The organism is Pseudomonas sp. Y24-6, from assembly GCF_020295325.1.
Lineage (GTDB): Bacteria > Pseudomonadota > Gammaproteobacteria > Pseudomonadales > Pseudomonadaceae > Aquipseudomonas > Aquipseudomonas gregormendelii.
In genome coordinates this window covers 305,276-324,317 of record NZ_JACBXG010000005.1, presented here as the reverse complement: position 1 = coordinate 324,317, position 19,042 = coordinate 305,276, and the positions used below count along the sequence as shown (strand labels likewise).

The following is a 19,042-nucleotide window of genomic DNA, read 5'->3' as shown; positions in this document are numbered from 1 at the left end:
TGGTTCTATCACCCGGTGGGCCAACCGCCGGGTGATGTTCTGTTCCATTCTTTGCGGGGCACTTCATGCAAAATTCAATCGGCGCACCAAAGCAGAGGCTCAGCCTCAGCGATCCCAAAGTGCGTGCGTGGCTATTCCAGATCATCACCATTGTGGCGGTGGTCTCGCTGGGCTGGTTTCTGTTCGACAACACCCAGACCAACCTGCAACACCGGGGCATCACTTCCGGCTTCGACTTCCTGGAGCGCAGTGCCGGTTTCGGCATCGCTCAACACCTGATCGACTACACCGAATCGGACAGCTATGCCCGGGTGTTTGTCATCGGCCTGCTCAATACGCTGCTGGTGACGTTCATTGGCGTGATCCTGGCGACGATCCTCGGGTTCATCGTCGGCGTGTCACGGCTGTCAAAAAACTGGATTATTGCCAAGCTGGCGACGGTGTATGTAGAGGTTTTCCGCAACATTCCGCCGCTGCTGCAGATCCTTTTCTGGTACTTCGCGGTATTCCTGACCATGCCAGGACCGCGTGCCAGTCATAACTTCGGCGATACCTTCTTTGTCAGCAGCCGTGGCCTGAACATGCCAGCGGCGTTGGCGTCGGATGGTTTCTGGCCATTCGTGGCCGGCGTGGGCGTGGCCATTGTCGCTATCGTGCTGATGTGCCGCTGGGCCAACAAACGTTTCGAAGAAACCGGCGTGCCATTCCACAAATTCTGGGTCGGCCTGGCACTGTTCCTGGTGATCCCGGCACTGTGCGCGTTGATCTTTGGCGCTCCGGTGCATTGGGAGATGCCCAAGCTGCAAGGCTTCAACTTCGTCGGTGGCTGGGTATTGATCCCCGAACTGCTGGCGTTGACCCTGGCGCTCACCGTGTACACCGCGGCATTCATTGCCGAGATCGTGCGCTCGGGCATCAAGTCGGTCAGCCATGGCCAGACCGAGGCGGCGCACTCCCTGGGGCTGCGCAACGGTCCGACCCTGCGCAAGGTGATCATCCCGCAAGCCCTGCGCGTGATCATTCCACCGCTGACCAGCCAATACCTGAACCTGGCCAAAAACTCCTCGCTGGCTGCCGGTATCGGTTACCCGGAAATGGTTTCGTTGTTTGCCGGCACGGTGCTGAACCAGACCGGACAGGCGATCGAGGTGATTGCCATCACCATGAGCGTGTACCTGGCGATCAGTATCAGCATTTCCCTGCTGATGAACTGGTACAACAAGCGCATTGCGCTGATCGAGCGGTAAGGAATAGCGCATGAGTACTCATATCTTCAAACCTGACATGCCGCCACCGGACCGCAGTATCGGTGTGGTGGCGTGGATGCGCGCCAACATGTTCTCCAGCTGGCTCAACACCCTGCTGACCCTGTTTGCGTTCTACCTGATCTACCTCGTGGTGCCGCCGATCCTCAGCTGGGCGATCATCAATGCCAACTGGGTCGGGACCAGCCAGGCCGACTGCACGAAGGAGGGCGCCTGCTGGGTGTTCATTCAGCAGCGCTTCGGCCAGTTCATGTACGGCTACTACCCGGTGGACATGCGCTGGCGCGTGGACCTGACCGTATGGCTGGCGGTTATCGGCGTAGCCCCGTTGTTCATCTCGCGCTTCCCGCGTAAAGCGGTGTACGGGCTGAGCTTCCTGGTGCTGTATCCGATCATTGCCTGGTGCCTGTTGCACGGTGGTGTGTTTGGCCTGACCCAGGTGGCGACCAGCCAATGGGGCGGCCTGATGCTGACCCTGGTGATCGCCACCGTCGGGATTGCCGGCGCCTTGCCGCTGGGTATTGTCCTGGCACTGGGGCGGCGCTCGAACATGCCGGCGATTCGCGTGGTCTGTGTGACCTTCATCGAATTCTGGCGCGGCGTGCCGTTGATCACGGTGTTGTTCATGTCCTCGGTAATGCTGCCGTTGTTCCTGCCCGAAGGCATGAACTTCGACAAGCTGCTGCGGGCCCTGATCGGCGTGATCCTGTTCCAGTCGGCCTATGTGGCCGAGGTGGTGCGCGGTGGCCTGCAGGCGATTCCCAAAGGTCAGTACGAAGCAGCCGCCGCAATGGGCCTTGGCTACTGGCGTTCGATGGGCCTGGTGATCCTGCCGCAAGCCCTGAAGCTGGTGATCCCTGGCATCGTCAACACCTTCATTGCGCTGTTCAAGGACACCAGCCTGGTGATCATCATCGGCCTGTTCGACCTGCTCAACAGCGTCAAGCAAGCGGCCGCCGACCCGAAATGGTTGGGCATGGCCACTGAAGGCTACGTGTTCGCCGCCCTGGTGTTCTGGATTTTCTGTTTTGGTATGTCGCGCTATTCCATGCATCTGGAACGCAAGCTCGACACTGGCCACAAGCGTTAGGAGTTCTTTTTATGAGCGAAGCAATCAAACAGCCTGTGAGCCCTGAAGGCATTATCCAGATGCAGGGCGTGAACAAGTGGTACGGGCAGTTTCACGTACTCAAGGACATCAACCTGAACGTCAGGCAGGGCGAGCGAATCGTCCTGTGCGGCCCGTCGGGTTCCGGCAAATCCACCACCATTCGCTGCCTCAATCGCCTTGAAGAACACCAGCAAGGGCGCATCGTGGTCGATGGCGTGGAGCTGACCAACGACCTCAAGCAGATCGAGTCGGTGCGTCGCGAAGTCGGCATGGTGTTCCAGCACTTCAACCTGTTCCCGCACCTGACCATCCTGCAGAACTGCACCCTGGCGCCGATGTGGGTACGCAAGATGCCCAAGCGCAAGGCCGAGGAAATCGCCATGCACTACCTGGAACGCGTACGCATTCCGGAGCAGGCGCATAAATTCCCGGGGCAACTGTCCGGCGGTCAACAGCAGCGCGTGGCGATTGCCCGTGCCCTGTGCATGAAGCCGAAAATCATGTTGTTCGACGAACCGACTTCGGCACTCGACCCCGAGATGGTGAAAGAGGTGCTGGACACCATGATCGGCCTGGCCGAAGACGGCATGACCATGCTTTGCGTGACCCACGAAATGGGCTTCGCCCGTACCGTGGCCAACCGCGTGATCTTCATGGACAAAGGCGAGATCGTTGAACAGGCGGCGCCGAATGACTTCTTCGATAACCCGCAGAATGAGCGCACCAAGCTGTTCCTGAGCCAGATCCTGCATTGATCGTTTTCAGGCGCTGAAGTAAACCCGGACCTTGTTCCGGGTTTTTTTTTCCTGCCATTTAGCGCCGTGACGCGATCCTGTAGGAGCTGCCGCAGGCTGCGATCCTTTGATCCTGGCGTCGTTAAATTCATCCAGATCTGTCAAAAACAAAATCAAAAGATCGCAGCCTGCGGCAGCTCCTACGGTGGGTGTTGTGTTGATCTTTATCAGATAGCTGACTAAGATGTCAGGTAATTCATCCTATGATTGGATGACAGGGTGAATCCCATGTCTGAAATTTCTCCGTTAGTTAAACGATCCCTGGTCGATCAGGCCCTGGAGCAATTGCGCCTACGTATCACCGAAGGCGTCTGGACCGTGGGCCAGCGTCTGCCGACTGAGCCGGAGTTGTGCGCAGAGTTGGGCATCAGCCGCAACACCGTGCGCGAAGCCATGCGCGTGTTGGCTTTTTCCGGGTTGATTGAGATCCGCCAGGGTGACGGCAGTTACCTGCGCGCGGTGATCGATCCACTCGACACCCTCAAAGCGCTGTCCCGCTGCTCTCATGAACAGGCCCGCGAGACCCGGCACATTCTTGAAGTCGAGGCCATTGGCCTGGCCGCCTTGCGCCGCACCGATGAAGACCTGGTGGCCTTGCGTGAAGCATTGGGCGTCAGCGGAAGCCACTACCATGGCGATCTCGACAGCTACATCGCCTGCGACCTGGTGTTTCATCGGCGCCTGGTCGATGCCGCACACAACCCCACGCTCAGTGAGCTGTATCGCTACTTCTCCAGCATCGTCGGTGCGCAACTGCGCCAGACCCTGAACATCACCCCACGGCGCCAGGAAGTGTTCGACCTGCATATCGAACTGCTGGACGCCGTCGAGCAACGTGACCCGGAACGGGCCAAAGCCCTGTCCAGGCAGTTGATCAACGAACCTTGAACACGAGAAAACCATGTCCAGCCGTAACAGCAACATCCCTGAAGCCAAACGTACGGCAGAGCTCGAAGAGCTGCTGATCGACGCCGAGGCCGATGACGACGAGGTGCAGAACAGCCATCCGATCCTGCGCCGGCCCTGGCTGCTGTTGCTGGGCCTGATCCTGGTGGCATTGAACTTGCGCCCGGCGCTATCGAGCATGGCGCCGATGCTCAGTGACGTGTCGAAAAGCCTCGGATTATCGGCGGCCCAGGCCGGTCTGCTGACCACCTTGCCGGTGCTGTGCCTCGGCCTGTTCGCACCGCTGGCACCGATCCTGGCGCGCCGTTTCGGCGCCGAACGGGTGGTGCTGGGCATTCTGCTGACGCTGGCCGGAGGAATCATCCTGCGCAGTTCGTTTGGCGAAATCGGCCTGTTTGCCGGCAGCGTGCTGGCGGGTGCCAGCATTGGTGTGATCGGCGTATTGCTGCCGGGTATCGTCAAGCGCGACTTTGCCAAACACGCGGGTACCATGACCGGGGTCTACACCATGGCCCTGTGCCTGGGGGCGGCGATGGCCGCAGGCGCCACCGTGCCGCTGAGCGAACATTTCGACCAGAGCTGGGCCACGGGCCTGGGCTTCTGGGTTATTCCGGCGTTGGTCGCGGCGCTGTTCTGGCTGCCGCAAGTCGGGCAGAAACACGGTGCGCACAATGTCGCCTACCGGGTTCGCGGTTTGCTGCGCGACCCGCTGGCCTGGCAAGTGACCTTGTACATGGGCCTGCAATCGTCCCTGGCGTACATCGTGTTCGGCTGGTTGCCTTCGATCCTGATCGGTCGCGGCCTGACGCCGACCCAGGCGGGGCTGGTGCTGTCCGGCTCGGTGATCGTGCAGTTGGCCAGTTCTTTGGCGGCTCCCTGGCTGGCGACTCGCGGCAAGGACCAGCGCCTGGCGATCGTGGTCGTCATGGCCTTGACCCTCAGCGGCCTGTTCGGGTGCCTGTATGCGCCGATCGATGGCTTGTGGGGCTGGGCGATTCTGCTCGGGCTGGGGCAGGGCGGGGCGTTCAGCCTGGCGCTGACCCTGATCGTGCTGCGCTCGCGAGATGCCCACGTGGCGGCGAACCTGTCGAGCATGGCTCAAGGCTTCGGCTACACCCTGGCATCCATGGGGCCATTGGCGGTCGGCATCGTGCATGACTGGACCGGCGGCTGGGCAGCGGTCGGCTGGATTTTCGGGGTCATCGGCCTGGGCGCGATCCTTGCCGGCCTGGGAGCCGGGCGATCGTTGTACGTTCAAGTAGTCAGCGAAAAACTCTGACTCATCGGACACTATCGGTATTCGGCCCACGAATGCCGATAGTGTTCCGCGAATTGACAGGCTATCGTGCGGGCAGTCTTCAAAACTGTTCTGCAACCCAGGGAGCCTGCACATGAGTGATGCCCACCAAGCATTGATTACCCGGTTTTACCAGGCTTTCCAGCGGCTGGATGCCGAGGCCATGAGCGCCTGCTACACCGATGACGTGGTGTTCAGTGACCCGGCCTTCGGTGAACTGCAGGGGCGTGATGCGGGTGATATGTGGCGCATGCTCACCACTCGTGCCAGGGACTTTTCCCTGACGTTCGACGATGTCCGTGCCGACGAGCGTACCGGGAGTGCACATTGGGTGGCGACTTACCTGTTCAGTCAGACCGGCAATACCGTGGTCAACGACATCCAGGCACGGTTCGTGTTTCGCGACGGAAAAATCTGCGAGCACCACGACCGTTTTGACTTGTGGTCCTGGTCACGCCAGGCGCTCGGTTTCAAAGGTCTGCTGTTGGGCTGGTCGCCCTTGGTAAAAAACGCCGTTCGGGCCCAGGCCTTGAAGGGGTTGAAGGCATTCCAGGCCGGGCGCTGATAAGATCGCCACTTGTTTCTTTTCCAATCCAGATCGTCAATTGAACAGTCTCAGCCAAACGTCTGTCAGCGCCGTCGAAACGCCGCTGGTCAGCAAGCCCTGGTTTGTCTACCTCGTACGTGCCGCCAATGGTTCGCTGTACTGCGGGATCAGCGACGACCCCGTGCGCCGCTTCGCCACTCATCAGCGGGGTAAAGGCGCGCGCTTCTTCCTCTCAAGCCCGGCCGTGGCCCTGGTGTACACCGAGGCCTGTCGCGACAGGAGTGAAGCGCTACGTCAGGAGCGGCTGATAAAGAAACTCAGGAAAAGCGCCAAGGAATGCCTGGTCGCGAACTATCAATCTGACTGATCAGTTCCCATCAGGCAGACCCGTAGGCCGCCTGCGGATTGCGCGCTAAGCTGCTGACTCCTAATTCGCGCGGCGGAGCCGAGCATGTCCGAGTTGATCCTGCATCATTACCCGACGTCCCCTTTCGCCGAAAAGGCCCGCCTGTTGTTGGGTTTCAAGGGGCTGTCCTGGCGTTCGGTGAAGATTTCACCGGTAATGCCCAAGCCTGACCTCACCGCCTTGACGGGTGGCTATCGCAAGACGCCGGTGTTGCAGGTCGGTGCAGACATCTACTGCGACACTGCGTTGATTGCCCGGCGCCTGGAGCAGGAAAAAGCCTTGCCGGCACTCTTCCCGGAAGGTCAGGAGATGATCGCTGCGTCGTTCGCCGCCTGGGCGGACTCAGTGGTGTTCCAGCATGCCGTTAGCCTGGTGTTTCAGCCGGAATCTGTCGCCGTGCGTTTTGCCAGCCTGCCGCCGGAAGCCATCAAGGCCTTCCTGGCGGATCGCGCCGGGCTGTTCAGTGGCGGCAGCGCCACCCGCTTGTCTGCCGAGCAAGCCAGGCACCAGTGGCCGACGATCATGGCGCGACTCGAACAGCAACTGCAGCGCGAGCAGGGTGATTTCCTCTTCGGCGAGCCGTCGATTGCCGATTTCGCCCTGGCGCACCCACTGTGGTTCCTCAAGGCGACGCCGGTCACTTCGCCGCTGGTCGATGGGTATCCGGCAGTGTCCGCCTGGTTGGGCCGCGTCTTGGGCTTTGGTCATGGGGCCCCGAGCGAGATGAGTTCAGAGCAAGCGCTGGAGGTGGCACGCAGCGCTACACCGGCGCAGTTGCCGCAGGAACGCTTTGCAGAACCTAACGGTTTCGAGGCGGGTCAGCGGGTAGTGATTGCGGCCACGGATTACGGGGTTGATCCGGTGGCGGGTGAGTTGTTGTTTGCCGGAAGTGAAGAGCTGATTCTGCGTCGCGAGGATGAGCGGTGCGGGGTGGTGCATGTGCATTTCCCGCGATTCGGGTTTCGTCTCGAAAAACAGCGGTAAATCAAAAGATCGCAGCCTCCGGCAGCTCCTGCATCAGAGCAGAGTGGTGTTCATCTGCAGGCGCTGCCGAAGGCTGCGATCTTGTTTATTTCAAGGCTGCGAGTATGGCTTGCGGGTCATACGCGCGAATCAACGTCCCGTTTACATCGATGATCGGAATGCCGCCGCCACCCAGCGCCTCGTAAGCCTTGCGCGCCTGGGCATCCTTCTCGATATCGAACTCCTTGTACGGAATGCCTTTCTGGTCGAGAAACCGTCGGGTCAACTTGCAGTAACCACACCATTCAGTGGCGTAGAGCACCACATTGGCCTTGGCCTGGGTCTGCTCCGATACCACTTGGGACGGATTGAACACCCGCTCTATCTTGCCCCAGTTCTGATAGACCACGATCACCAGCAGGATCAGCAGGAATTTTTTCAGCACGCCCCGCAGCATCAGTTGCGACGCTTGAGCTGATCGGTGAGCTGGGTTGGCAGGCCCTTGATGATCAGGGTGCCGGCTTCTTCGTCGTATTCGATCTTCGAGCCCAGCAGGTGCGCCTCAAAGCTGATGGAGAGGCCCTCGGCACGTCCCGTGAAACGACGGAATTGATTCAGGGTACGTTTGTCCGCAGGGATCTCCGGAGACAGGCCGTAGTCCTTGTTGCGGATGTGATCGTAGAACGCCTTAGGACGTTCTTCATCAATCAACCCGGACAGTTCCTCCAGGCCCATGGGCTCACCCATCTTGGCCTGGCTGCTGGCGTAGTCCACCAGCGTCTTGGTTTTCTCCCGGGCGGACTCTTCCGGCAGGTCTTCGCTTTCAACGAAATCACTGAAGGCCTTGAGCAGCGTGCGCGTTTCACCGGGGCCGTCGACGCCTTCCTGGCAGCCGATGAAGTCGCGGAAATACTCCGAGACCTTTTTCCCGTTCTTGCCTTTGATGAACGAAATGTACTGCTTGGACTGCTTGTTGTTCTGCCACTCCGACACGTTGATCCGCGCCGCGAGGTGCAGCTGACCCAGGTCCAGGTGGCGGGACGGGGTCACATCGAGCTGCTCGGTCACGGCGACGCCTTCGCTGTGATGCAGCAGGGCGATGGCCAGGTAGTCAGTCATGCCTTGCTGATAGTGTGCAAACAGCACGTGCCCACCGACCGAGAGGTTGGATTCCTCCATCAGCTTCTGCAGATGCTCCACCGCTACCCGGCTGAATGCCGTGAAGTCCTTGCCGCCTTCGAGATACTCCTTCAGCCAGCCGCTGAACGGGTGCGCCCCGGACTCGGCATGGAACAAACCCCAGGCCTTGCCTTGTTTGGCGTTGTAGCTCTCGTTGAGGTCGGCAAGCATGTTCTCGATGGCGCTCGACTCAGGCAACTCTTCGTCGCGGGCATGCAGAACTGCAGGCGTGCCGTCGGGTTTTTTGTCGATCAGGTGGACGATGCAATGGCGGATCGGCATGGGCTTCTCGGCTGATTGTAGAGAGGAGGGCGCGCTCCCCGAAAAAGCGCCCAGTGTACCGCAACTAGGTATGCATGCCCTTCGTAGGAGCTGCCGAAGGCTGCGATCTTTTGACTTTGCTTTTTAAACAAAAAAGATCAAAAGATCGCAGCCTTCGGCAGCTCCTACGGGGGGCGCGAGGGCATTTCAGGGCAACGAGATAGTCCTTATGCTGTTTTTTAACGTTTTAGACCAATAAAGCTGACCAAATGGGTAGCTAGAGGCGGATATTTCCCCGTCTCTGTGCTAGTTTTGCCCGGTCTTGCGCGAAGTCACTGCGTTAAGCGTGCATTCAGCATTTGTCAGGTCGAACCAAACCCTGATTTCGGTATCTATAACCCCGATCCCGTGGTTATTGGCCGAGGGTGCCAGATCCAGAAGATCGGGCTCGATGGCTGACACTGCACTCTGCAATCCATATGAATTTGATAGGGAAGGAACACTACATGGCTCTTACTAAAGACCAACTGATCGCCGACATCGCTGAAGCTATCGACGCGCCAAAAACCACCGCGCGTAATGCTCTGGACCAACTGGGCCAAATCGTTGCCGATCAGCTGGAAAATGGCGGCGAAATCACTCTGCCAGGTATCGGCAAATTGAAAGTGACCGAACGTCCTGCCCGTACTGGCCGCAACCCTTCGACTGGCGCTGCCATCGAAATCGCTGCCAAGAAAGTTATCAAGCTGGTTGTGGCCAAAGGCCTGACCGACGCTGTTAACAAGTAAGACGTGTAAAAAACCGTGCTCCGGAGCGATCCGGGCACGGTTTTTTTGTGCCTGTGATTTGCCGGAGGGCTCGAACGATCGCGGGAGTATCACCGCCGTAGGAGCTGTCGAGTGAAACGAGGCTGCGATCTCTTGATCTTTCACAACAGCATCAAAAGATCGCAGCGTGCCGCAGCGCCTACGGTCTCAGCGAGCCCAGCGCTGACGCCAGATTTGCTGTTCGCTCTTGGTCTGGAACGTCCAGGCGACGAAGCGGCTTTTCTTCTGCCCCTGGGACATTTCCACGACCTGGCTTTCCAGCACGCCGGCCTTTTTCAGGGCGATCTCGATCGCGGGCAGGTTCGACGCCTTGGACACCAGGGTGCTGAACCACAGCACCTTGTGCTGGAAGTGCGCGCTCTCGGCGATCAATTGAGTCACGAAGCGGGCCTCGCCGCCCTCGCACCACAGTTCAGCCGACTGGCCACCAAAGTTCAGCACCGGCAGCTTGCGTTTCGGGTCGGCGCGACCCAGTGCGCGCCATTTGCGCTCGCTGCCCTTGGTGGCTTCGTCCATCGAGGCGTGGAACGGCGGGTTGCACATGGTCAGGTCGAAGCGTTCGCCGGGTTCCAGCAACCCCAGCAGAATGTGCTTGGGGTTGGTTTGCTGGCGCAACTGAATGGCCTTGTTCAGCCCGTTGGACTGGACGATGGCCTTGGCAGCGGCCACGGCGGTCGGGTCGATTTCCGAGCCGAGGAAGTGCCAGCGGTAGTCGCTGTAGCCAATCAGCGGATAGACGCAGTTGGCGCCCATGCCGATGTCGAGCACCTTGACGGGCGCGCCACGGGGGATTTCGCCGTCATTGACGCTGGCCAACAGGTCGGCCAGGAAGTGCACATAGTCGGCACGCCCCGGAACCGGCGGGCACAGGTAATCCGCCGGGATGTCCCAGTGGGCCACGCCGTAGAACGACTTGAGCAGCGCGCGGTTGAACACCCGCACCGCGTCCGGGCTGGCGAAGTCGATGCTTTCCTTGCCGTACGGGTTGGTGATCACGAACTTCGCCAGTTCGGGCGTGGTCTTGATCAGCGCCGGGAAGTCATAACGACCCTGGTGGCGGTTGCGCGGGTGCAGGCTGGCCTTTTCGCGGGGCTCGACGGCTTTGGCCGGGGTCGCGGATTCGGGCTTCTTGCGCGCAGGTCTTGGTGTGCGGGGGGCGTTCATGGGTGTGATCGATTCGGGTATGGCTGAAAGTGACGGGCATTGTCCCACATTAGCTACCCGATGACGCATATCCAGGGGGTTTGGTGTTTGTGGGAATGGGCAGGCACAAAAAAGGGAGGCCATTTCGGGCCTCCCTTTTCATTGCGATTTGCCGTTACAAGCTGGCAATCCGCGCATGCTGCTCGGCCAGTTTGCCCAAAGCCTGTTGCGCTTCGGCCAGTTTGGCGCGTTCCTTCTCGATGACTTCGGCCGGCGCCTTGTCGACGAAACCGGCGTTCGACAGCTTGCCGCCCACGCGCTGGACTTCACCCTGCAAGCGCAGGATTTCCTTGTCCAGGCGTGCCAGCTCGGCGTCCTTGTCGATCAGGCCGGCCATTGGCACAAGCACTTCCATCTCGCCGACCAGGGCGGTCGCGGACAGTGGTGCTTCTTCGCCTGCCGCCAGCACAGTGATCGACTCGAGGCGCGCGAGCTTCTTCAGCAGGGCTTCGTTTTCGGTGAGACGACGCTGGTCTTCGGTGCTGACGTTTTTCAGGAACAGGTTAAGCGGCTTGCCTGGACCAATGTTCATTTCGGCGCGAATGTTACGCGTGCCGAGCATCAGCGTTTTCAGCCATTCGATGTCATCTTCGGCGGCTGCGTCAATGCGCTCTTCATTGGCCACTGGCCAAGGCTGCAGCATGATCGTCTTGCCTTCGATGCCGGCCAGCGGCGCGATGCGCTGCCAGATTTCTTCGGTGATGAACGGCATGAACGGGTGCGCCAGGCGCAGGGCAACTTCCAGTACGCGAACCAGGGTTCGACGGGTGCCGCGCTGGCGTTCGACCGGCGCGTTTTCGTCCCACAGCACCGGCTTGGACAGCTCCAGGTACCAGTCGCAATACTGGTTCCAGATGAACTCGTACAAGGCTTGTGCGGCCAGGTCGAAGCGGAACTGATCGAGCTGACGGGTCACTTCGGCTTCGGTGCGTTGCAGCTGCGAGATGATCCAGCGATCCGCCAGGGACAGTTCGTAGGCTTCGCCGTTCTGGCCGCAGTCTTCGCCTTTGTCCAGCACGTAGCGCGCCGCGTTCCAGATCTTGTTGCAGAAGTTGCGATAGCCTTCGACGCGGCCCATGTCGAACTTGATGTCGCGACCGGTGGAGGCCAGCGAGCAGAAAGTGAAGCGCAGGGCGTCGGTGCCGTAGCTGGCGATGCCATCGGCGAATTCGTCGCGGGTCTGCTTCTCGATCTTCTTCGCCAGTTTCGGCTGCATCATGCCGGAAGTGCGTTTCTGCACCAGGTCTTCCAGCTCGATGCCGTCGATGATGTCCAGCGGGTCAAGGACGTTGCCCTTGGACTTGGACATCTTCTGGCCTTGGCCATCTCGCACCAGACCGTGCACATACACGGTCTTGAACGGAACCTGCGGCGTGCCGTCTTCGTTTTTCACCAAATGCATGGTGAGCATGATCATCCGGGCAACCCAGAAGAAAATGATGTCGAAACCGGTCACCAACACATCGGTGGAGTGGAATTTTTTCAGGAATTCGGTCTGCTCAGGCCAGCCGAGGGTCGAGAAGGTCCACAGGCCCGAACTGAACCAGGTGTCGAGTACGTCGTTGTCCTGTTGCAGTGCCACGTCTGGGCCGAGGTTGTGCTTGGTGCGCACTTCGGCTTCGTCGCGACCGACGTAGACTTTGCCCGACTCGTCGTACCAGGCCGGGATCCGGTGACCCCACCACAGTTGACGGCTGATGCACCAGTCCTGGATGTCACGCATCCAGGAGAAGTACATGTTTTCGTATTGTTTCGGCACGAACTGGATGCGGCCGTCTTCAACGGCAGCAATTGCAGGCTCGGCCAAAGGCTTGGTCGACACGTACCACTGGTCGGTCAGCCACGGCTCGATGATGGTGCCCGAGCGATCGCCTTTCGGCACTTTCAGGGCGTGATCGTCGACGCTGACCAGCAGGCCGGCGGCGTCGAAGGCGGCAACGATTTGCTTGCGCGCCTCGAAGCGGTCCAGGCCTGCGTATTCAGCCGGGATCTTGCCGTCAATGCTTTCGTTCAGTGTGCCGTCGAGGTTGAACACCTGGCAGGCCGGCAAGACGGCGGCGTTCTTGTCGAAGATGTTCAGCAGCGGCAGATTGTGGCGCTTGCCGACTTCGTAGTCGTTGAAATCGTGTGCCGGGGTGATTTTCACGCAACCGGTGCCGAACTCAGGATCGCAGTAATCGTCGGCGATGATCGGAATGCGGCGGCCGACCAGCGGCAGCTCGACAAATTTGCCGATCAGGGCTTTGTAGCGTTCATCGTTCGGGTTAACGGCCACGGCGGCGTCGCCGAGCATGGTTTCCGGGCGAGTGGTCGCGACGATCAGGAAGTCGTTGCCTTCAGCCGTTTTCGCGCCGTCGGCCAACGGGTACTTGAGGTTCCACAGGAAACCTTTCTCGTCGTGGTTTTCCACTTCGAGGTCGGAAATCGCCGTGTGCAGCTTGGTGTCCCAGTTGACCAGGCGCTTGCCGCGGTAGATCAGGCCGTCTTCGTGCAGGCGCACGAATGCTTCCTTGACCGCTTCAGACAGGCCGTCGTCCATGGTGAAGCGCTCGCGGCTCCAGTCTACGGACGAGCCGAGGCGGCGGATCTGGCGGCTGATGTTGCCACCGGACTGATCCTTCCATTCCCAGATTTTCTCGAGGAATTTCTCGCGACCAAGATCGTGGCGACTCTGACCCTGGGCTTCGAGTTGACGCTCCACCAGCATCTGCGTAGCGATACCGGCGTGGTCGGTACCCGGCTGCCACAGAGTGTTGCGACCCTGCATGCGGCGGAAACGGATCAGGGCGTCCATGATCGCGTTGTTGAAGCCGTGCCCCATGTGCAGGCTGCCCGTCACATTCGGCGGCGGGATCATGATGGTGTAGGACTCGCCCGCGCCTTGCGGGGCGAAGTAATTCTCTGACTCCCAGGTGTTGTACCAGGAAGTTTCAATGGCGTGCGGCTGGTAGGTCTTATCCATGCGCGGCGGGACCCTATTGGCATTAATTCAGGAAAAGCCGACGAGTATAGCGGGGCATGGGGCGAAGGGCGAGCAGGGGCGGACAGGGCGTGTATTCAGGAGCGGTGCGAACACGGTAGGAGCTGCCGCAGGCTGCGATCTTTTGATCTTGATCTTTTCCGGAATCGTTGAAGATCAAGTCAAAAGATCGCAGCCTGCGGCAGCTCCTACATTGGAATGGCGTGGGCTACTCGTACTGGCTGAGCAACCGCTCCATCCGCGCCGCCAGTCGGCGTTTGATTTCGGTTTCGATGTGCGGCGCAAAGTCGTCGATCACGTCTTGCATGATCAGCATCGCAGCGGCGCGCAGTTCGCCGTCCAGATGCAGCAAGGCGTCCGGGCCTTTATCTTCGGCGACTGGGGCAGGGGGCGGTTCGCTGGCGGCTGGCGGGTTACCGGCAGCCTCGAACAGCATGGGGATCTGTTCCTGATCATCGTCCTCGACCGTGTCGGTCAGCAACGGTGGTTGCAGGTTGTCATCGCCGAGCAGTTGGCGGATCGACTCGAGGTCGTCCAGCAGATGCGCGGACTGTTGCTGTTTTGGCGTGTCCATCGGAATACTCAGAGTCGCTGTAAACGGTGGTCTTGCAAAGGATAGCCCTGTTCGCGATAGAAACGGAAACTCTCCCGCGCGGCCTGGCGAATCACCGGGTCTTCCACCACCACTTCCGCCACGCGGGCGAACTTGTTGGCAAAGGTCGGCACTTTCAGGTCGAGATTGACCAGCAGGTCCTGATGTTGACCGCAGTCCTCTCCCAGGCCCAGCACAATCAAACCCTGCGGCTCGTTCTCGGCGGGGCCATGGGGTACGAAACTTTCGCCCTTGAACGCCCAGAGGCGTGCATCGAGATCGTCACGCTGGCTCGCATCGCTGCAATGCAGGTAGATGCGATGGCCCATGCGCCAGGCTTTTTCGGTGAGCTTGCAGGCAAAATCCAGCCGCGCCGACGGATCGGCGCTGGGCAGGATATAGAAGTCGACTTTGGTCATTGCGGTTCCTGGAATCAACTTCCGCGGAATCTGTAGGAGCGAGCTTGCTCGCGAAGGTCGTCAACGATTACGCGGAAAACCAGGTTAATCGCGGTGATCTTGAGTTTTTCGCGAGCAAGCTCGCTCCTACAGTCGTCAGTGAGCGATATTTAGGCCTTGGCGCGGTCCAGCAGGTACTGGGTCAGCAGGGGCACCGGACGGCCAGTGGCGCCCTTGTCCTTGCCGCCGCTGGTCCAGGCGGTGCCGGCGATGTCCAGGTGCGCCCAGTTGAGGTTCTTGGTAAAGCGCGACAGGAAGCAGGCGGCGGTGATGGTGCCGGCTTTCGGCCCGCCAATGTTGGCGATGTCGGCAAACGGGCTGTCGAGCTGTTCCTGGTACTCATCGAACAGTGGCAGCTGCCAGGCACGGTCGTCTGCGGACTGACCGGCGCTGAGCAGCTGGCCGATCAGTTCGTCGTTGTTGCCCAGCAGGCCGGAGGTGTGCGCGCCCAGGGCGACGACACAGGCACCGGTCAGGGTCGCGATGTCGATCACGGCCTGGGGCTTGAAACGTTCAGAGTAGGTCAGGGCGTCGCACAGCACCAGGCGGCCTTCGGCGTCGGTGTTGAGGATTTCCACGGTCTGGCCGCTCATGGTGGTGACGATGTCGCCTGGGCGCGCAGCGTTGCCGCTTGGCATGTTCTCGGCGCAGGCCAGGATGCACACCAGGTTGATCGGCAGTTTCAGTTCGAGCACGGCGCGCAGGGTACCGAAGACGCTGGCGGCGCCGCCCATGTCGTACTTCATTTCGTCCATGCCGGCGCCCGGCTTGAGGCTGATGCCGCCGGTATCGAAAGTGATGCCTTTGCCGACCAGGGCGAACGGCTTCTCGGATTTCTTGCCGCCGTTGTATTGCATGACGATCAGGCGCGGAGGCTGGGCGCTGCCCTGGCCCACGGCGTAGAACGAGCCCATGCCCAGGTCCTTGATCTTCTTCTCGTCAAGGACTTCGACTTTCAGGCTCTTGAATTCCTTGCCCAGGCTCTTGGCCTGCTCGCCCAGGAAAGTCGGGTGGCAGATGTTCGGCGGCAGGTTGCCCAGGTTGCGGGTAAACGCCATGCCGTTGGCGATCGCGGTAGCGTGGGCCACGGCACGCTCGACTTCAGCCTGGGCGGCCTTGATGGTCACCAGGGTGATTTTCTTCAGGGCGCGCGGCTCGGCTTTCTGGCTCTTGAACTGGTCGAACTTGTATTGGCCGTCCACCAGGGTTTCAGCCAGCAGGCGGGTCTTGCCGTAGCTGTCACGGCCCTTGACCACGACTTCGTCGAGTGCCAGTACCGCATCGCTGCCGTTCAGGCCCTTGAGGGTGTTGAGAATGCCGGCAATGATTTTACGGAATGGGCGATCACCCAGTTCTTCGTCCTTGCCGACGCCGACCAGCAATACGCGCTCGGCCTTGAGGTTGGGCAGGCTGTGCAACAGCAGGCTCTGGCCAACTTTGCCGGCGAGGTCGCCACGCTTGAGCACGGCGCTGATCGCGCCGCCGCTCAGTGCGTCAATTTGGCTGGCCACGGCGCCGAGCTTGCGGCCTTCGCTGACGGCAACCACCAGCGTGGCGGTTTTCAACGTTTCCGGATTAACGCTTTTTACAACCAGTTCCATGTCGGGGCCCCTGTATCAATGATCAACACGCAAGTGTCTGAACTTGCCTATAAATAGAGTACGCAAGGCAGGCTTGCGGCAAAGGCCGCAGTTTGAACCTCGTCGGCGGCGCCTGACAACCCTGGGTCGCAGGTTCGTCACGGTTCCGGCCGCGCTTGCAGGAGCGAATTGGATCCGGGCGGCGTTGCGCTGATGAACCTGAGAGCACCGTTGAGTGTCAGACGTCCCGCGTAATCGTTGACGAGCATCGCGAGTGAGCCCCCGCATGGCGAACGCGCGCAGTGACAGGCGCATGCAATCACAGGATAATGCGCCATCTTTTTCGGCGGCCCTGCTTTGCGGTCCGCCTGCGACGTTTGCTTGTTTGGCCGCCTTCGCCTGACAACCCTGGAGTGTCTGGTTTGATTGTCTTTCGTTACCTATCCCGCGAAGTCCTGTTGACCTTGAGCGCCGTCAGCGCCGTGCTGCTGGTCATCATCATGAGCGGACGCTTCATCAAATACCTCGCCCAGGCCGCTGCGGGCCTGCTGGATCCAGGCTCCCTGTTCCTGATCATGGGGTTTCGTCTGCCGGGCTTTCTGCAACTGATCCTGCCGCTGGGCCTGTTTCTGGGCATTCTGCTGGCTTACGGTCGCCTGTACCTCGAAAGCGAAATGACCGTGTTGTCGGCCACCGGCATGAGTCAGCAACGCCTGTTCGCCATGACCCTGTTCCCGGCCACCCTGGTGGCATTGGTGGTGGCATGGCTGAGCCTGAGCCTTGCGCCACAAGGGGCCAACCAGTTCCAGTTGCTGCTGAACAAGCAAGACGCCCTGACTGAATTCGACACCCTGGAACCGGGCCGCTTCCAGGCCCTGCGTGACGGAACGCGGGTGACCTATACCGAGACCCTGACGGACGATCGCATCAACCTCGGTGGCGTGTTCATTTCCCAGAAGAACACCAGCACCGACCAGAAGGATCGCGGGATTTCCGTGCTGGTGGCCGAGAAGGGTCGCCAGGAAATCCGCCCTGACGGCAACCGCTACCTGATTCTCGACAATGGCTATCGCTACGACGGCAAGCCGGGCCAGGCCGACTATCGCGCCATCAAGTACGACGAGTACGGCGTGCTGCTGCCCAAGCCGGATGTCAGCGACGAAGTCACCGACCGCGATGCCATGCCCACCAGTAGCCTGATAGGCAGCGACGACGTTCGCTCGCGCACCGAATTGCAATGGCGCATGTCCCTGCCGTTGCTGGTCTTCATTGTCACCCTGATGGCGGTACCGCTGTCGCGAGTGAATCCGCGCCAGGGGCGGTTCCTCAAGCTGCTGCCAGCGATTCTTCTTTATATGGCCTACCTGACCATCCTGATTGCCGCTCGCGGCGCGCTCGAAAAAGGCAAGATCCCGATGGCCCTCGGCTTGTGGTGGGTGCACGGTATCTTCCTGGCAATTGGGTTGGGCTTGCTCTATTGGGAGCCCCTGCGCCTGAAGATGGCGAGTCGCCGCAGCGCGCTGGAGGTGGCCCGTGGTTAAGCTGGATCGCTACATTGGTAGCAGTGTTTTCGTGGCCATTCTGGCCGTATTGGGCATCATTCTCGGTCTGGCGACGCTGTTCGCCTTCATCGACGAGATGGGCGATGCCAGCGATACCTACACCTTGCTGGACGTGTTGAGCTACGTCCTGCTGACGGCCCCCCGACGTTTGTACGACATGTTGCCGATGGCGGCATTGATCGGCTGTCTGATCGGCCTGGGCAGCCTGGCCAGCAACAGCGAACTGACCATCATGCGCGCCGCTGGCGTGTCCATTGGCCGGATCGTCTGGGCAGTCATGAAGCCGATGCTGGTGCTGATGGTTGTCGGAGTCCTGATCGGCGAATACGTTGCGCCGGCCACCGAAAGCGCTGCCCAGGCCAATCGTTCGCTGGCCCAGGGCAGCGGTGACGCGCAAAGTGCCCGCCACGGCCTGTGGCATCGCCAGGGTGACGAGTTCATTCACGTCAACTCGGTGCAACCCAACGGTGTGCTGTACGGCGTCACCCGCTATCGCTTCGACAAAGAGCGTCACATGCTGTCGGCCAGCTTCGCCAAGCGCGCGGAGTTCGACAAGGACCACTGGCAGCTGAGCGATGTCACCACCACGGTATTCCATGAAAAGAACACTGAAGTGGTCGCGGCCCCGGTCGAGCGCTGGGAAGTTGCCCTCAGTCCGCAACTCCTGAGCACGGTGGTCATGGCGCCAGAGTCTCTGTCGATCTCCGGTTTGTGGGGGTATATCCATTACCTGGCCGACCAGGGGCTGAATAACGGCCGTTACTGGTTGGCATTTTGGGTCAAGGTGTTGCAGCCGCTGGTCACTGCGGCACTGGTGCTGATGGCGATCTCCTTCATCTTTGGTCCGCTGCGCTCGGTGACCCTCGGTCAGCGGGTGTTCACCGGTGTACTGGTGGGGTTCACCTTCCGAATCGTCCAGGATCTGCTGGGGCCATCGAGCCTGGTGTTCGGTTTCTCGCCGCTGTTTGCGGTGCTGGTGCCTGCCAGCGTGTGCGCCCTGGCTGGGGTCTGGTTGTTGCGCCGGGCCGGTTGATTCCGGGTATTTCCCGAGCAACGAGCCAATAAAAAACGCCCTTGTCGTGAGACCGGGGCGTTTTTGTCAGTGCCGTCC

Annotated in this window: 18 protein-coding genes; 11 read left to right on the top strand and 7 right to left on the bottom strand. The window is 60.4% G+C overall.

The annotated features are described in order from the left end of the window. Positions 1 to 65: 65 nt before the first annotated feature. The 8 genes from HYI44_RS12370 to HYI44_RS12335 all read left to right on the top strand — a co-directional run bounded on the left by HYI44_RS12370 (position 66) and on the right by HYI44_RS12335 (position 7,310). Positions 66 to 1,247, top strand: coding sequence for an amino acid ABC transporter permease (locus tag HYI44_RS12370; RefSeq protein ID WP_045062115.1), 1,182 nt, complete (start codon positions 66 to 68; stop codon positions 1,245 to 1,247). Between the two features lie 10 nt (positions 1,248 to 1,257). Beyond that, positions 1,258 to 2,355: an amino acid ABC transporter permease gene (locus HYI44_RS12365; RefSeq protein WP_045062116.1), complete on the top strand. Its 1,098-nt coding sequence runs from the start codon at positions 1,258 to 1,260 to the stop codon at positions 2,353 to 2,355. Between the two features lie 11 nt (positions 2,356 to 2,366). Beyond that, positions 2,367 to 3,131, top strand: coding sequence for an amino acid ABC transporter ATP-binding protein (locus HYI44_RS12360; protein WP_122838810.1), 765 nt, complete (start codon positions 2,367 to 2,369; stop codon positions 3,129 to 3,131). Positions 3,132 to 3,398: 267 nt separating this feature from the next. Then, positions 3,399 to 4,058: a FadR/GntR family transcriptional regulator gene (locus HYI44_RS12355; RefSeq protein WP_225569519.1), complete on the top strand. Its 660-nt coding sequence runs from the start codon at positions 3,399 to 3,401 to the stop codon at positions 4,056 to 4,058. Positions 4,059 to 4,071: 13 nt separating this feature from the next. Further along, positions 4,072 to 5,355, top strand: coding sequence for a CynX/NimT family MFS transporter (locus tag HYI44_RS12350; RefSeq protein ID WP_201147553.1), 1,284 nt, complete (start codon positions 4,072 to 4,074; stop codon positions 5,353 to 5,355). Between the two features lie 112 nt (positions 5,356 to 5,467). After that, the gene (locus HYI44_RS12345) at positions 5,468 to 5,938 is read left to right on the top strand and encodes a nuclear transport factor 2 family protein (protein ID WP_201147552.1); all 471 of its coding nucleotides are present in this window, start codon (positions 5,468 to 5,470) and stop codon (positions 5,936 to 5,938) included. A gap of 40 nt (positions 5,939 to 5,978) precedes the next feature. Then, positions 5,979 to 6,287, top strand: coding sequence for a GIY-YIG nuclease family protein (locus tag HYI44_RS12340; protein WP_045062121.1), 309 nt, complete (start codon positions 5,979 to 5,981; stop codon positions 6,285 to 6,287). 84 nt (positions 6,288 to 6,371) lie between these two features. Beyond that, positions 6,372 to 7,310 (top strand): glutathione S-transferase family protein, encoded by a 939-nt coding sequence (locus HYI44_RS12335; protein WP_225569518.1) that lies wholly within the window; start codon positions 6,372 to 6,374, stop codon positions 7,308 to 7,310. A gap of 85 nt (positions 7,311 to 7,395) precedes the next feature. Here the strand turns inward: HYI44_RS12335 and HYI44_RS12330 are convergent, their stop codons facing one another. Next, positions 7,396 to 7,746, bottom strand: coding sequence for a glutaredoxin family protein (locus HYI44_RS12330; RefSeq protein WP_225569517.1), 351 nt, complete (start codon positions 7,744 to 7,746; stop codon positions 7,396 to 7,398). After that, the gene (yejK, locus tag HYI44_RS12325; protein WP_045062124.1) at positions 7,746 to 8,750 is read right to left on the bottom strand and encodes a nucleoid-associated protein YejK; all 1,005 of its coding nucleotides are present in this window, start codon (positions 8,748 to 8,750) and stop codon (positions 7,746 to 7,748) included. The genes HYI44_RS12330 and yejK overlap by 1 nt, the downstream gene beginning before the upstream one ends. 485 nt (positions 8,751 to 9,235) lie before the next feature. Here yejK and HYI44_RS12320 point away from each other — a divergent pair, with 485 nt between their 5' ends. Continuing rightward, positions 9,236 to 9,517 carry an HU family DNA-binding protein gene (locus HYI44_RS12320; protein WP_007905514.1) on the top strand — a complete coding sequence of 94 codons (282 nt, stop codon included), beginning with the start codon at positions 9,236 to 9,238 and terminating at the stop codon, positions 9,515 to 9,517. A gap of 186 nt (positions 9,518 to 9,703) precedes the next feature. Here HYI44_RS12320 and rlmF read toward each other — a convergent pair whose 3' ends face one another. From rlmF to HYI44_RS12295, 5 genes are all read right to left on the bottom strand, one after another. Next, on the bottom strand, positions 9,704 to 10,720 hold the full coding sequence (gene rlmF, locus HYI44_RS12315) for a 23S rRNA (adenine(1618)-N(6))-methyltransferase RlmF (protein WP_045062125.1): 1,017 nt from the start codon (positions 10,718 to 10,720) through the stop codon (positions 9,704 to 9,706). Positions 10,721 to 10,874: 154 nt separating this feature from the next. Then, entirely contained in the window at positions 10,875 to 13,721 is a 2,847-nt protein-coding gene (locus HYI44_RS12310; protein ID WP_122838818.1) for a valine--tRNA ligase, read from the bottom strand. 226 nt (positions 13,722 to 13,947) lie between these two features. Next, the gene (locus HYI44_RS12305; protein WP_122838819.1) at positions 13,948 to 14,313 is read right to left on the bottom strand and encodes a DNA polymerase III subunit chi; all 366 of its coding nucleotides are present in this window, start codon (positions 14,311 to 14,313) and stop codon (positions 13,948 to 13,950) included. A gap of 8 nt (positions 14,314 to 14,321) precedes the next feature. Then, the gene (locus tag HYI44_RS12300; RefSeq protein WP_122838820.1) at positions 14,322 to 14,750 is read right to left on the bottom strand and encodes a DNA polymerase III subunit chi; all 429 of its coding nucleotides are present in this window, start codon (positions 14,748 to 14,750) and stop codon (positions 14,322 to 14,324) included. 149 nt (positions 14,751 to 14,899) lie between these two features. Continuing rightward, positions 14,900 to 16,390, bottom strand: coding sequence for a leucyl aminopeptidase (locus HYI44_RS12295; RefSeq protein WP_225569516.1), 1,491 nt, complete (start codon positions 16,388 to 16,390; stop codon positions 14,900 to 14,902). Between the two features lie 401 nt (positions 16,391 to 16,791). Between HYI44_RS12295 and lptF the strand changes: the two genes are divergently transcribed. Both lptF and lptG read left to right on the top strand, forming a co-directional pair. Then, positions 16,792 to 17,910 (top strand): LPS export ABC transporter permease LptF, encoded by a 1,119-nt coding sequence (gene lptF / locus HYI44_RS12290; RefSeq protein ID WP_122838822.1) that lies wholly within the window; start codon positions 16,792 to 16,794, stop codon positions 17,908 to 17,910. Beyond that, complete coding sequence (gene lptG, locus HYI44_RS12285) at positions 17,903 to 18,964, top strand: LPS export ABC transporter permease LptG (RefSeq protein ID WP_122838823.1); 1,062 nt, start codon at positions 17,903 to 17,905, stop codon at positions 18,962 to 18,964. The genes lptF and lptG overlap by 8 nt, the downstream gene beginning before the upstream one ends. The last annotated feature ends 78 nt before the right edge of the window (positions 18,965 to 19,042 follow it).